The sequence below is a fragment of the Mariniphaga anaerophila genome, assembly GCF_900129025.1.
Classification (GTDB): domain Bacteria; phylum Bacteroidota; class Bacteroidia; order Bacteroidales; family Prolixibacteraceae; genus Mariniphaga; species Mariniphaga anaerophila.
Genome location: NZ_FQUM01000005.1, coordinates 251113 through 266888 on the forward strand (window position 1 = coordinate 251113; position 15776 = coordinate 266888).

The window sequence follows — 15776 nt, forward strand, 5'->3', positions numbered from 1 at the left end:
CTCAAAAAAAGCTCTGATTTGAAGTCAGGGCTTTTTGGTTTAAACCTGTAAATATCATCATTTTGAAAACGAGGGTTCAAAGCTCATCTTTCCCCCTGCTGGTTCTGCTGTTTATTTTTGGATGGAGCAACGCTTCAGAAAACATCCGGCAGAACACAACCGGAGATAAAGAATTAATAACAGATTCTGCGGGTTACTCCGAAGGATTTATCGAGCAGCAGATTAGTTATTATGCCCCACAATCGGCATCAGTTTATCTTCTGTGGAAAACTGACGGCTACCCGCTGGAAGAATCTGTTTCGTGGAACGACGAGACCAAATTCAAAGACGGATTTCTATGTAATCCGATGAAAGCTTTTGGCGACACTTTCAACATCAAAATAAAAGTTCCGCACAATTCCACGCTCGAATTCTACTTCTGGATCACAAAAAATAAACAGGGGCATTACCAGGATTTTTGGGATATTGGTTCGAGCGGAAAAACGATTGCTAACGAATCTGTAGCGATAATTAAAACGGCCAACTATTCTAAAGTTGAAGCGCAAAAAGAAATTAATCTGGTAAAAAACGGGTGGTTTATCCTCTTACTATTCACCTTCATTTATTTGCCGCTAAAGTGGGGTCAAAAAAGGTGGCTTCGCAAAATAAGCGCCCCCTCCCCCACAGAAAGCGTTCTGTTTATTGGCGCGAGCATGTTCGCTTTTCATGCACTCGCCCGGTCTGAAATCATTAATATTAACCTGGCCGGCATAATCTACAACTGGCGGCTTATTCCCCAAATTCTCAAAGGAAGCATTGATGATTTTGTTGTTGTTGCGGTGATTGTCTTCACTTTCGCCCTCCTCCTCCGCTGGCCCAAAATCCTAAAAATCAAAAAACTAGTATTCGTTACATTTACTGCTCTTGCCGCACTATCAACGCTCATTGCTTTTATCAACATTAAAACGGTTGTTTATTTCGGAAAGCCGTTTACTTACCAATGGTTGTACTATTCTGACTTTTTAGGGAGCAACGAAGCGAAATCTGCATTTCAGGAAAACCTGGATATCGGGACAGTACTCAATCTGGCATCAATTGTTATTGCGATGTTTCTTTTTGCCGGAATACTGCGAACCGGTTACCAAATTTTCACCCTACGAAAACAGATAAAAATTGCAACTGTCTCTGTACTCGGAGTGGCAGCTATCCTTTTGGCTGTGCTCACTTACAAAGCCGATGCAAGCTGGACAAAAGGCCAATCGGGCAACGCAATAAAAGTAATGGCCGGTTCTATACTTAAAGCCAATTCAAACAATTCGTTTTTTACAGCAAAACTGCCTGCCAACACAAATCCTTTCGACCCGAGGATGGCTGTTCCGGCTGATTTTTTCGTAGACAGTACCAAAAATCAGAATGTTAAAAATGTACTGTTTGTAGTACTAGAATCTGCTGGAGCAGTATATTTTGATGCGTACGGCGGCACATTTCAACTCAGTCCTAACCTCAACAAATACGCTCAACAGGCACTCATTTTTGAACAAATGTACGCGCACGCACCTGCAACCAACCGGTCGCTTGTATCGATACTGGGTTCAATTTATCCCTATTTGTCGTATAAAAGCCTGACACAAGAGGCGCCGAAAGTTGAGCTTCCAACCATCTCGTCAGAACTAAAAGCCAAAGGCTACCGAACATCATTCTTTTCAACAGCAGATCTCAATTTCCAAAATTGCAACCAGTTCCTCTCTAACCGCGGATTCGATGTTATTGAGGATTTTGCCAATATAAAATGTGCGGAGGAGTTTCATTTGGATAATTCTGATTACCTGGAAGGTAACGGGAAAGACGACATGTGCCTTGCCGACAGACTGGCCTCCTGGCTGGATGAAGATACTACCCAAAACTTTTTTTCGATGATGTGGACAGTACAGGGTCACTACCCGTATTTTTTTGGCGATGAAGAAGAAAACTTCGATGTTTCTGAAGTTAATTACAACAGATATCTCAATTGTCTGAAATACAATGACGAGGTAATCGGGAATGTAATGCAAATTCTGGAAGATAGAAACCTTGCAGAAACAACACTGGTCGTTGTTTTTGGCGATCACGGGGAAGCCTTTGGACAACACGGACAGTACGGCCACGCAACTTCGTTGTACGAAGAAAACATCAAGGTTCCGCTCTATTTCATTAATCCGGTTTTGTTTTCGGGCGAACGCAAAAGCGATATTGCCGGGATGAAAGATTTGGCAACTACTGTCTTCCCCATTATCGGCGAAGACTGCCCTTCTGCATGGCAGGGGCGAAATCTTTTAAACACTTATTCGACCGAAGGCTTTTTTCTGGCTCCGTGGTCCGACTATCTTTTCGGATACCGGAACAACAACATGAAATATATTTTTAACGAAACTCTTAATTCAGTTGAAGTTTTCGACCTTGCTTCGGATCCACACGAGACAAAAAATCTGGCTCAACTAATTCCGGAAGAAGAACTGGATTTTGCAAAAAACCGAATAGCTGCCTGGGTTCAATTTCAGGGTAATTTCATTTCCAATCTGATGAAAACAAACGACAAAAAACAAATGGGCAAATGAAAAAAGTACTTCTTCTTTTTTTGACGTTAGCAGGAATTTTGTTGTTAGCCCTGTTCCTGTACAGATATCACAGGCATATTATCAGGCTCATCAAACCTCAAAAAAGCAACACCATCGAATTAAATAACTCCGAGGCGCCACTTGCAGTGTTTTCCTTTCGTCAAGGGGCAAAAAATAAAATTCTTGATTCGTATCTGCATTATACGGTAAAGCTGCATAACACCAAAAAACTGAAAATCAGAAATAGTGAGATACGAAAAATTGAGGAGCGCATTCCCATAATAATCACCATTGAAACATGGAAAACAGTTGGATTGCCTTCTTATACAAACAATGTACTTGCAGCTATTACAAATGGAAAATACGATGACATCATCAAAAAAATATGCACCGATTTTATTGGTGAGCGCCCGAATGTTTACCTGCGGCTGAACCCCGACATGGAAGTGCCGGTAAACCGTTATCCATGGCAACTAACAGGAGGCCAAACCTACATTCCGGCATTTCGGCATTTTGCTACGTTGTGCAAAAAATATGCTCCACAGGCGAAGCTTATCTGGGGGCCGGCCGGGTATCCGGGAGCAATGGAATATTACCCGGGAGACGATGTTGTTGATGTTGCATCTGTAACAATTAATAGCAAATCGGAATCTCCGCTGAATGTTTACCCGAAAAATTACTCCACAGCATACGATGTTTTCAGAAGGGTGCACCGGTTGCGGTTTATCGATAAAACCATCTTCATTTTAGGTTCTGAGCAGGCTAATCGTGATTCTATTAATGAACAGTTGATCTCTTCACTCTCAAAAAAAATCGACAACGAACGAAAAATCATTTATTCCCCGGAAAACTTTGAGCGCCCAAAACAGGAGACAAAAATAACAGGCAGACAAAAAATTGAAATCGGAATATTTGATGAATTTGAAAGGCTCAACAACGAAGAGGCCGTGACCGTAGAGCATCTTTTTGCAGATTTCCGCAAACTTAACGACGGCACATTTGAAAATGAATTCAGAAAAGTGATTGAAAGGGGAAACAGTATTATTGTGACTTTTGAGCCTTTCAGAGGTCCAAACGAAGAACAGGATCGGAACGTGCTTCAGAATATTACTGATGGAAAATACGATAATGAAATAAACCGGTTCTACTCAATAATTTGCTCAACCAATTTGCAGGTTTATTTAAGGTACGCCCACGAAATGGAAATACCAATTACCCGCTACCCCTGGCAAAGCCAGGATCCGATTACCTACATTACGTCGTACCGTTATTTTATGACCTTTAAAAATCCGTTGCCTTCAAACATAAAACGCATTTGGGGCCCCGCCGGCGACAGAGGCTCACTGGAATGGTGGCCGGGCAACGATTTGGTGGATTTTGTAAGCATTGCCATTTACGGACTTCCCGACAAGAATATCACGGATCCGGAGAAGCAGGAATCTTTTGAAAAGATATTCAACCGAAAAATCTGGCGCCTGCGGTTAATCGACAAGCCCGTTTTTATAACTGAATTTGGGGTAAAAGGACCGGAAGAATATCAAACCAAATGGCTTAATGAAGCTGCGGTAATTATCCGCAATAATCCACAGATAAAAGGCATCAACTATTTCAATATGTCAGATACTCCCAAAGCATGGGGGGAAATCAAACCTCCGGACTGGAGCATCACAAAAAACACTTTTTACAATTTTTTAGAAGCTCTGAACGAATAGTTGGCAACACAAGATAATTGTCTTATTTTAGTTTCAATAAACTCAAAACCGGACTAGTAGTAAAAAATACTACTCAAAACTTCGAATAAATTTTCAGATGAAACGGACAAAACTATCGGGCGAGTTAAATGAGTCTCTTTCTGCTTAAACAATATAATTTGAATGAAATTTAAACTGATTATTTATACCAGCTTAACATTTCTAACCCTGATTTTATTGGGATTTTTCTCTCTGCGCAATTTAAACAAAAACAAACCGGTTGATGAAACCAGAAAAGTTTATATAAAAAAAACCAGAGACGGATATCAGTTGTTCAGAAACGGTAATCCCTTTTTTATTCAGGGTGCCGGCGGAGACTCCTATTTTAAAGAACTGGCCGAATGCGGAGGAAATACAATCAGGCTGTATGATACGCTCAACCTTGCCAGCAAGCTGGATGAAGCTCACAAATACAATTTAGCTGTAATTGTTGATTTGCCATTATACCGATTTGAAACCTCATACAATCAATATTTAATTAAAGAAGATGTCGATCTTCTCAAGCAAGAAATCCAGGCAATTGTTAAGCAGCACAAAAATCATCCGGCACTGTTAATGTGGAATCTGGGAAATGAAATTCAGTATCCGGTTGTATTTGCGAAAAACAGGATTGCTCAAAATACAGATGATGTTGTAGAAATATTTCGAGTGCTATTTCAACGCAAAAAATTTATCAGAACATTTAATGAACTAATCGAGTTTATTCATACAGAAGACCCTGAGCATCCTGTCACAACCAGTGTTGCTACAAACAAGTTTTGGAAAAAACTGCTCAACATTCACCTCTATTCTCCAAAAATTGATATTATTGGCTACAACATTTTTGCACCTCCTCAAATAATAAAATCCCAACTGGATAAGCTTTCCAAATTAATTCACCTGAAGCCATTTTACATAAGTGAATGGGGAATTGAAGGCCCCTGGGCTCAGGAAAAAACTTCGTGGGGCGCTCCAATAGAAACAACCAGCACAAACAAAGGCAAACAATACAAAGACAATTATTCTTTCTTTACAAATCATTACAGCCAATCATTAGGCAGCGCTGTCTTCTTCTGGGGGCAGAAACAAGAAAGAACGCACACATGGTTCAATATTTTTGATGAAGATGGTAGAAAATCGCAAGCATACTGCGAACTGCAAAAAATATGGAAAAAAAGTTCAACCAGCTTTGAGCCGCCTGACATAAAATACATGCTGGTTAACAAAAAAGGAGCGAAAGACAATATGGTTTTTCTTCCGAACTCTTTAAATAAAGCAGAAGTTTTGCTAAACTCAAAAATAGACTCAGCCTTACAAATCCATTGGGAAATACACGAGGAAGGTTGGAACTACGAAGGAGGAGGAGCCAAACACAAAATAACAAAAAAAATATCGGTTCGTTTTGAACAAATAAAAAACAACGAAGTCACATTCCTTGCACCTGAGCATGAAGGTCCATACCGGATTTTTGCGTATGTGTACGACAAGGATGGCTATTTTGCCACCACAAATACCCCGTTTTACGTTTTGAAGAAGAAATGAACGAAATCAACATAATAAAAGCACCGTCGCCAAAGAAGAAAGTCACTCTAAGGATATTGATAATCCTTGGGGTGCTGAGCATCATCAATTTTTTCTACTGGTTTCTGAAACCTGAATTAATTGACAATAAGATTCTTTACTGGATGCTGATGGGACCGCTATTGTTCGACAGCTTCAGGCTTATTTATATCTGGTACCATTACTGGAATATTTCTGTTCCTCGAAAACCTGTACTTACAAAAAATTTTTCAGTTGATGTTTTTACGACATATTTTCCCGGCGAACCTTATGAAATGGTCAAAGAGACGCTTCGGGCAATTCAGCGAATGAAATATCCTCACACCACCTATTTATGCGACGAAGCAAACGACCCTCAACTGATAGAATTCTGCAAAATAAATGGGATAGTACATGTAACGAGAAATAACCGAATTAACGCCAAAGCAGGAAACATAAACAATGCACTTAAACAAGCGTCCGGGGATATTTGCCTGATACTGGATCCCGACCACGTACCAAAAGAAAACTTTCTGGATGAAGTTGTGCCCTACTTTGAAGACGAAGAAATCGGTTTTGTTCAGTCGGTTCAGGCATATTACAACATTGAGGAATCGTTGGTAGCCAAAGGCTCGGCCGAGCAAACATTTCATTTTTACGGTCCGGTAATGATGACGATGAACTCCTACGGCACGGTAAATGCAATTGGTGCAAACTGTGTTTTCAGACGGGCTGCTCTGGATTCTATTGGAGGACACGCGCCGGGATTGTCGGAAGACATGCACACAGCAATGCAGTTGTATGCAAAAGGGTGGAAATCTGTTTACGTTCCCAAAATATATACAAAAGGCCTTGTCCCTTCTTCCATCACTTCCTATTACAAACAGCAGTTAAAATGGTCGAGAGGTACTCTGGAGTTGTTGGGTTCTGTTTTCCCTAAACTATTTAGGAAATTTACATGGCGCCAGAAAATACATTTCGGAATCCTTCCTCTCCACTACCTTTCCGGGTTCACCATATTATTGAGTTTTTTAATTCCTGTTATCGCACTATTTACATCAACAACCCCGTGGAAAGGCAACATAATAAACTTCGGACTTATCTTTCTTCCCATTTTAACGTCAACAATGGGCATCCGTTTTTACGTACAGCAGTGGGTGATGGATAAAAGCGAACGGGGAGCGCACCTGCTGGGCGGACTATTGTTGGCTTGCACCTGGTGGATTTTCATTATTGGAGCAATGTACACACTCATTCGCAAAAAAGTTCCTTATTTACCCACGCCAAAAGAAGATACCAAAATCACCAACTGGAAAATACTGATACCGAACATAGTAGTTGGGTTGCTTTCAATTATTGCAGTCATTTATGGGCTGTCTGCTGACTTCACCCCGTTTTCTATATTCATGTCCGGGTTTGCTCTTCTCAATGCGTTTTTCATGTTTTTTACAGTTGTTTTAGCTTACGAAAAGCAAAAGCAGGTAACAGTTTCTCTGGATTTTAAAAAGCAGAAACAATCGATTATCAACACTATTCAGAATGTGGCTTACGCAGCGTGGCATAAAGCAGCACTTCCGGTAATCTTAATAATTTTCATCGTATCCGGTGGTTTCTATTATCAAAAAGAACATGTAAAATGGGGAGGAGTGAAACCTGAAATACAGGAAAAAAACGTAATTAACTACATCGGTATCTTTACTCCGCAAAACGATGATGGAATTACCAGTCTCGAAAATGTAAAAAAGGTATCTGCCCAAATCGGTGAAAACTTTGATATCGTTTCGCTATACATTGCATGGGAAAAGAACATTGAAGCGAGTTTTCCCCGGGCAATTATTGACTCGATTTACCAAAACAACGCCATTCCCATGGTTACGTGGGAACCCTGGCTTAATTCGTTTAGCCAGGAAATAAACGACAGCGCCCATGTTTTCAGCCTGATTGAAAATGGTTTTTTCGACAGTTACATTTTACTGTTTGCAGAAAAGCTGAAAAAGCTGGAGAAACCTGTTTTCTTAAGGTTTGCCCACGAATTTGACAATCCGTTTTACCCCTGGTTCGTTTCAGGCGACAATGCTGTTTCACAGTTTAAAAAGGCATGGACCCACGTTTATGAAATCTTCAAAAACGGAAATGCCCACAATGTAATCTGGATTTGGAATCCCTGGCAGCCCGAAAACCTGTCGACATTTTATCCGGGAAAAGAATACGTTGACTGGGTAGGAATCAATATCCTTAACTACGGCAAATTAAACCGGGATGGAGAATGGCATGATTTCGAAACTTTGTACCAGCCTTTTCATGAACAGATGAAAGACCTGCCGCCAACTCCGGTAATAATTTCTGAATTCGGAACATTAAAAGACGAAGGAGATCAAAATCAATGGATCGAAAATGCTTTTTCTGCAATGCAGGATAATTTCGAAGAAATCAAGTCTGTAATTTATTTCGACAGCAAGGTAGACAATAATTGGCCGAAAGGACTTCAGGCAGACTCACTGCTTGACTGGACTATCCCCGGGAACCAGGTGATAAAAACATCTTTAAAAAACAAAGAAGTGCCGGCTTATGTATTTTCGCCCTTACCAACGCTCGAAAACAACATTACAAAACAAGCAAACGGGTTTAATTTGAAAGAGATAAAAGGCATTAACCTGAAACAAAACCATGATTGGAAAAAAAACTATCATGTTTTGAACAGGAGAAAACTTTCTGAGGATTTTAATAGGATAAAAAGTATTGGACTAAACTCCATTAAATTTGATGGGAATTCTATTTACGATTACAATATTTTAAACATTTCAAAAGAGGTTAACCTCAATGTTTCTTTTGGCTTCTGGATTCCGGCCCACATCGACTTTATGAATGACAAAAAAAAAACGACCCAGCTAAAGAAGAAAATTATCAACGAAGTCAGAAAAAACAGGAAACACAACCACATTATTTCCTGGAATATTCAGAATGATGTGCTATTTAACCAGCAGCACTTTTTTCATAAACCGGAAATACTTTACCAAAACCGCGCATATGTAATTTGGCTAAAAAATCTGGTTTCTGAAATAAAAAAAATTGATCCTGAGCGGCCAATGACAGTCGATCTGGAAGTTAGCCAGCTTTCTGTTTACCATGCTCAATTGCTAACACAAAACGTCGAAGGGATAAACTATTTCGGATTAATTGCAGACAATAACGAATACTTAAATTCACTGATTAGCTTTCTGAAAAAATCGCAGATGAAATTCCTTTTCAGCGAAATAGACACAGAAGACCTTGTCAGCTGCCTGCATCCGGATTCAATCCCGCTCACTTCCTTTTTTGTAACCTCGTGGCAGGATCAGCACGAAAGCAACAAATTAACTTTTGATGGAATTATTGACAGAAAAGGACGAACCAAGACTGAATATTTCACTTTATTGCATTCGCTGCAAAACGCTGATTCAATTACCACAAAGCCCACTGTTAGAATTTTGAAGCCTGCAGTTTTACTGTACGACCACTTAACTCTCGAATACTATTCCATGCTTTATATTGATGGTGAAGGCTGGAAATATGGGTTGGACTTTAACGACCTTTCATTTGAATGGGCGCTTATAAAATGTGACCAATATGGAAATTATCTTGCCATTAAGGATATTGACAGCGGCCCTGTTCTGCGACTCAGAATTCCGAAAAACCACGAATATTTCAAGTTATTACTTACCGTTTCAGACGGGAAATCAGTTACAGAAACTATTACCACCTTAAATACGCCATTAAAGTTCGACTAAAATATTCATGCAACTTCAACACAAAAAAAGAAAATGCCGGAAGCACAGCCTCCGGCATTTTTGGTTTGCATACTAAAACTAGAAATACTACTGTTTAATTAATTTATGCGTGGAGAATTTTTTATCGAATTCAGCCCTCACAAAGTAAACTCCTGAAGGCAGATTACTAATGTCAAACACTTCCTGGCTTGCTGTTACTTCATCGCTCATAACTTGTTTTCCGGTAATATCTAAAATCGAAACGGTTGTGCCGAAGTCCGGCATTTCAGAAAACCGAATGTTTACATTATTACTGGCAGGATTTGGGTAAATATCCACGTCAAAAGAAAGCTCGTCTATCTCGCCAATATTTGTTGTAGCATTTAAAATGGCAACAAACACACTCCCCTGGCGGTTGAAAACCATTTCTCCTTCAACAACCTCGGTTGGCAATTCAAATTCTTCGTTGGTATCGTTCTTCCAGATCCTCAACTGGATGGAATTTCCCTGGGCAAAACCGTTATTCATGTTGTATTCTGAAGCAGAAGCAGGAATGCCAACTGCATCCATATCGAAATTCTGCTCTGTAAGTTTAATAGCGCCAACACACACATTGTTATCAAAAACTGCAATCTCGTCACCAACAGACAACAACGCTTCATCTAATTCACCAATATTAATGTTCATGTGGTCAACACCATTCCCTTCATAATCAACATGGAAATAATCCGATTTTGCATTTTCGGTATACAACTGAGCTGATTTCTTGGTTGTTTCATAAATTGTAAAGGAACCGCTCTTCTTGGCGTAAAACATATAACCTTCACCAGGATTAAAATTACCTATATCATTTATCCAGCGGCTACGCCATTTTTCAATTGACCTTCCTTTTTCATCCTGAACTTTATTCAAGATTCCGGAATCAATCAAAGACTGAACCACCTGCATTGCATCTACTGATTCGCTAAGCGGAAAAGAAACCAGGTTCCATCCGCGTTCCAGTTCAATTGTAAGAGGGAGCTGAACTTTCTTTCCTTTTATTTCAAAGCTGGTAGAGGAATTCACGCGAATTTTATACCCTTCTGTTTTCTTGATATCGCCAATATTGTTAACCCATCCGGTAGCCGGATCCAACTGTTCGTAAGTATTGCTACCCTCGTCCTCAACAACTACCAAGCTGCCGTTATTTCTTAACGGTTCCATTACCGATTCAACATTATCGTCGGAAGGAATCAAGTAAGAAGAAATGATGTTCCAGCCTTCTTCCAATACAATAGTCTGAACTTCGCCTTGCTCAACCGACAGGTTGGTAACCACAACACTATCACAACCTGTTGCCGAAACCAGTGTACGTTCGTAAACTCCTGCTTCGGTCCAGCCGTTGTAACTTTCACCTTCTACTATTGCAACATCTTCAACAGTGTTAGAAACTGGATTAACTGTTAATGTCAGCACTACTGTTGAGTCACAACCGGTTTGCGTTTCAAACACCTCGGTGTATTCGCCTGATTTGCCTAACGCCTTACCGCCGAAGAAGTAGGTTTCCCCTTCACAAACAGAAGCCGCTTCTGTAACATGGTAAGCAAGATTCACCGTCAAACGGGTAACAACAATACTATCGCTTCCCGAAACCGATGTCAAAACACGTTCGTAACTGCCGGTTGCAATCCAGCCGTTGTAGCTTTCGCCTTCACAAATTGTTACTTCTTCTTCGGTAACTACAGTTGCATACACTTTCAAATTGGTAACCACAACACTGTCACAACCTGTTGCCGAAACCAGTGTACGTTCGTAAACTCCTGCTTCGATCCAGCCGTTGTAGCTTTCGCCTTCCGCAATTGCAACATCTTCTACAGTGTTAGAAATCGAATTTACGGTTAATGTCAGCACTACTGTTGAGTCGCAACCGGTTTGAGCTGAAAATACTTCAGTATACTCACCTGATTCGGTTAAAGTCTGGCTACCGAAAGTGTAGGTTTCGCCTTCGCAAACAGAAACTGTTTCTATAACATTGTAAACAGGATTAACAGTCAAACTAGTAACAACGATGCTGTCGCTTCCCGAAACTGATTGTAGAACACGTTCGTAACTTCCAGTTTCAGTCCAGTCCTTGTAGGTTTCGCCTTCGCAAATAGTTACTTCTTCTTCTGTAACTACGGTTGCATACACTTTCAAATTGGTGACCACAACACTATCACATCCTGTTGCCGAAACTAGTGTACGTTCGTAAACTCCTGTTTCGGTCCAGCCGTTGTAGCTTTCGCCTTCTACTATCGCAACATCTTCAACAGTGTTAGAAACCGGATTTACGGTTAATGTCAGCACTACTGTTGAATCACAACCACTCTGAGCTGAAAAGACTTCGGTGTACTCGCCCGATTCGGTTAAAGTCTGACCTCCAAAAGTGTAGGTTTCGCCTTCGCAAACAGTTGCTGTTTCTGTTACCGTGTAACCAGGAGTCACATAAAGTGTGGTAGTTACAACACTGTCTGCTCCGGAAGTGGATGCCAAAATACGTTGCAGTGTACGTTCGTATTCTCCGGCCTCTGTCCAACCCATGTATTCACTGCCTTCGCAAATGGTTACTTCTTCTTCTGTAGCAATTTTATTCAGTTCCCTGTTTACCGGATGGTACAAATCTCCAATTGCTGATACTGTCAGTGCATAATTGTATATTCTTACTTCGTCCAACATCCCTTCGTACAGAAGAGTTGGTACTTCTTCGTCGCGACCTGCGCCAATCAGCAAATTGTATCCGTAACCTGAATCGATAGACCCGGTGGCTGAAATTGTTGCTACTGCTACGTTATCTACGTAAATTACCTTTTCTGAACCATTGTAGGTTACTGCTACGTGGTGCCAGTTGCCATCCCACAATTCTTCTACACCTCCTGCTGAAAACCACGAAGAAGTTGTTCCGCTTGTTTTGAAACCGATAGTTTTTGTATTGGGATATATGTACAATGCATAAGAATCTGTATTTGGGCCTCCATGCATTACAATGCCCTGGTAACCCGAGCTGCTTGTGGCAGGTTTCAACCATGCACTCATGGTTACTTCTTCCTGAACATTTTCCCCAAAGCACTCTCCCAAACTAACATGGCCAGACCCTGAAAATTGCAATCCCATACCGCTGGCGCCTGATGTTCTTACTGCTTCGTTTACCAATACTCCGTCGTTGGAACCTTCGGAATCAATTACATCGTTTCCGGCACCTTCTTCAAATAAATACTCGGAATAAACCGGAGATAAATCAGGTAAAATAACTGTTACTGTTACAACAAACGGCTCGGAAATATTGCCGGCGGAATCTTTTACCCAGGCGTACAATTTATATGTACCGGCGGAAGAAAATGTGTATTCTTCGGGAGAAGTTGAAGTCCAGCCTGCATCTTCTAATGATGGTTCCTGGGAGGTTTCTGTTAACAAATATCCGGCAACTGATACATTATCTGACGCTTCAAACGAAAATACCGGAACTGAGAGCGAAACTGACTCGGAAGGAACCCCGAAAGCAGAAATAACAGGTGAAGTAACATCAACCTTCGGCTCCTCCACCACTGCTCCAATTATTGTTATGGTTATTTCAGCACCTGCCGTCAAAGGACTGGTTGAATTGTCAACAACCTCAACTACCAGGTTGTAGGTTTGGTCGCTGGTTGTTGAAACCTCAGTTGTTGTGTACAATTCTCCGGTAGAAGTATTAATCACAAACAACCCTTTTTCATTTCCCTGTGCGATTGAATAATTAAGCACCTGGCCGGCATCGGGGTCGCTGGCAATAACCTGACCAATAAGGTCATTCGCTTTCAAAGGAGCAGCAACACTAAACACCTGGTTATTTATAACCGGAGCTTGATTAACTTGTGCTGTTTTTGTAGTTTTTACCAAAATTGCAGAAGTAAACGGTTCCAGAACCAATTTCCCGGTAACTTCTTTCCCGTAAATATCTTTATAAACAGTTGTCCCTAAGTTAAAAGTTTTGTTTTGCTTGGTATCATTATAAAACAATTGCTCGGTTTCTCCGATTGAAAGCTTAGCATTTATAAGTTTAGAATTTCCATCCTCTCCTAACTCCTGCCACGATGAAAAATTAACAAAAGTAAAGGTATTCAAATCACGAAAAACATTAGTTCTGTGTCTATCGACATAAACATTATTATCCAAAACTGCTTCGGATGTTGAAGGGTTCAATGTTGCCATTTGAGAACTAAGTGGAGTATCATTATACCAATCCGTTGTTGTCTCAATATTACATACAACATTACCAACAAATTGATTCCCTTTACTGAAGTATTTATTGTGTTTTTCTCTAAAGCCTTTAGGGTTATCAAACAAGATGTTATTTTTAGACACAATATCGATAGTCTGGTGGTAAAACAACGCATGTCCTGAACTTTTGGCTACCGTATTACCTTCAACCAATACACCCTCAGAGGCTTCATCTAAGTATATCCCGTATGTTCCTGCATCATTATTATAAATTTCTTTATAACCGGTACCGTCTCCATTCCCGTTAATTACAATATTTTTTCTGATAACTGAGCCTTTTGAATTAACAGGACGGGGTGCATTGTTTGTTTGCCCAACCCAAGTATAAATGCCTCCTCCATCTGTTAATGTCTGGCAATATCCATCTACAAAATTGTATTCAACTATTGAATTCTGACCATAAAACTGAATTCCTATATAACCGGCATCTAATATCCGATTGTACCGTATTACCGCATCGTTCGCTTTGGTAAATATTGAGTTTCCGTAATACATGCCGGCAACGCCAATGTCAGAAAATTTTGATACATCCTTGATGGTATTATTGGTAATAGTTACCGGTCCCTGGTTAGACTTATTTTCATTGTTTAGGTATACTCCATCGCCAATACTGCCGGTTAATGTGTTGGAATCAATTACCGCATTAAGGCAGCTAACTCCGTATATTCCATAGCCATCTGCATCTTCAACATTGCAATTACTAATAGTTAGATAGTCAGAAGAACGAGCATAAACAGTGTGTGATTTTGACTGAAGTATATTCAAATTATTAATCACAATGTAATCCTTCCCATTTATATAAACAGAGTTTTCAACACTAGAGCCTCTCACTTCGTAATTGGAGGGAGAATCTCCTTTTGGTGTCCATAAAAAAACCGTGTTCGTTCCTTCATCAAAGTACCACTCGCCTGCCTGGGTTAAAAACTCCAGTTTATTATTTAAGAAGAAAGGATTTCCCTGAACCATAGTTCCATATGGGTCGCCTCCCAAATTCAATGTTTTACTACTTGAGGAAGATACGATTTCTTCATCCATACTCCACAAATAATTACGAACGTGACATAATGCACCCGAATAATCAATGCCAGAATTCAGGTCGTCACAGGTGAATGAGGTCTGTGAGTTCACATTGTCGATATAAAAATATCCATTATCGGGATATCTGGCTACGGTAACCCTTACTCCATTTACAAATAACTGGCTAACAGAAGAACCTACTTTCGCTTTATAAATGTTTCCCGAATGCTTTGTCCAGCCTGTAATAACTTCTGAACCATAAAACTTTGGTTTCTCTCCTGTTCCATAAGCTCCATAAACAATAGGGCTGCCTGATGTGCCTGAACCATTGACCTGCAATGTGCCTACCCATTCGTCTCCCTTTTTAAATAATATTTGGTCACCAGCTTTTGGAGTAAAACTATTTACTTTTTCTAAACTGCGCCATGCTGAATTTTCACTGGTACCCGAATTTGAATCGCTACCGGTTGATGAACTTACATAATAAGTTGTAGAGTAACCAACAAACGTTGATAATATAAAAAATACTACTGCTATCAACTTAATACTTCCTTTTCCCAATTGTCCAAACTTATCTGAAGATTTGTTGGACCTCCCTGCCTGAATTAAATTAATTAAATTTTTCACTGTCGTACAAATTTGTTTGTTAATCTGTAGACAAAAGTAAAGCTGGGCCCTGCTTTATCTGTTATTTAAGTTGCTGGTTTCGAAATAGGTAAAATGCTGAAAAGGGGGTAGGAACTTTGTTCCTTTTTGCCTAAAAAAAGGGAGTATAAATAGGCATTTTGTGCAGGCATTTTCTTCGTTGACACTGAATCAGCAGTTCAAAGAAACGGGATCAATTCAGGTTCAGATTAAAACATTTCACGGGGAGCTCTAAACAGAAGCATATAACACTG

General features: G+C 40.1%; 5 protein-coding genes. 4 read left to right on the top strand and 1 reads right to left on the bottom strand.

What is annotated here, in order from left to right:
• Positions 1-62 precede the first annotated feature (62 nt).
• The 4 genes from BUB08_RS12105 to BUB08_RS12120 all read left to right on the top strand — a co-directional run bounded on the left by BUB08_RS12105 (position 63) and on the right by BUB08_RS12120 (position 9609).
• On the top strand, positions 63-2573 hold the full coding sequence (locus tag BUB08_RS12105; protein WP_073002115.1) for an LTA synthase family protein: 2511 nt from the start codon (positions 63-65) through the stop codon (positions 2571-2573).
• Positions 2570-4285: a glycoside hydrolase family 26 protein gene (locus BUB08_RS12110; protein WP_073002117.1), complete on the top strand. Its 1716-nt coding sequence runs from the start codon at positions 2570-2572 to the stop codon at positions 4283-4285. The genes BUB08_RS12105 and BUB08_RS12110 overlap by 4 nt, the downstream gene beginning before the upstream one ends.
• A 162-nt stretch (positions 4286-4447) precedes the next feature.
• The gene (locus BUB08_RS12115; RefSeq protein WP_083570740.1) at positions 4448-5845 is read left to right on the top strand and encodes a glycoside hydrolase family 2 TIM barrel-domain containing protein; all 1398 of its coding nucleotides are present in this window, start codon (positions 4448-4450) and stop codon (positions 5843-5845) included.
• Complete coding sequence (locus BUB08_RS12120; RefSeq protein ID WP_073002119.1) at positions 5842-9609, top strand: glycosyltransferase family 2 protein; 3768 nt, start codon at positions 5842-5844, stop codon at positions 9607-9609. The genes BUB08_RS12115 and BUB08_RS12120 overlap by 4 nt, the downstream gene beginning before the upstream one ends.
• An 87-nt stretch (positions 9610-9696) precedes the next feature.
• Here BUB08_RS12120 and BUB08_RS12125 read toward each other — a convergent pair whose 3' ends face one another.
• Positions 9697-15504 carry a LamG-like jellyroll fold domain-containing protein gene (locus BUB08_RS12125; RefSeq protein ID WP_073002122.1) on the bottom strand — a complete coding sequence of 1936 codons (5808 nt, stop codon included), beginning with the start codon at positions 15502-15504 and terminating at the stop codon, positions 9697-9699.
• Positions 15505-15776 lie beyond the last annotated feature (272 nt).

Coding starts and splice junctions, on each gene's coding strand:
- BUB08_RS12115 (WP_083570740.1), top strand. CDS start 4,448: ATGAAATTTAAACTGATTATTTATACCAGCTTAACATTTCTAACCCTG.
- BUB08_RS12110 (WP_073002117.1), top strand. CDS start 2,570: ATGAAAAAAGTACTTCTTCTTTTTTTGACGTTAGCAGGAATTTTGTTG.
- BUB08_RS12120 (WP_073002119.1), top strand. CDS start 5,842: ATGAACGAAATCAACATAATAAAAGCACCGTCGCCAAAGAAGAAAGTC.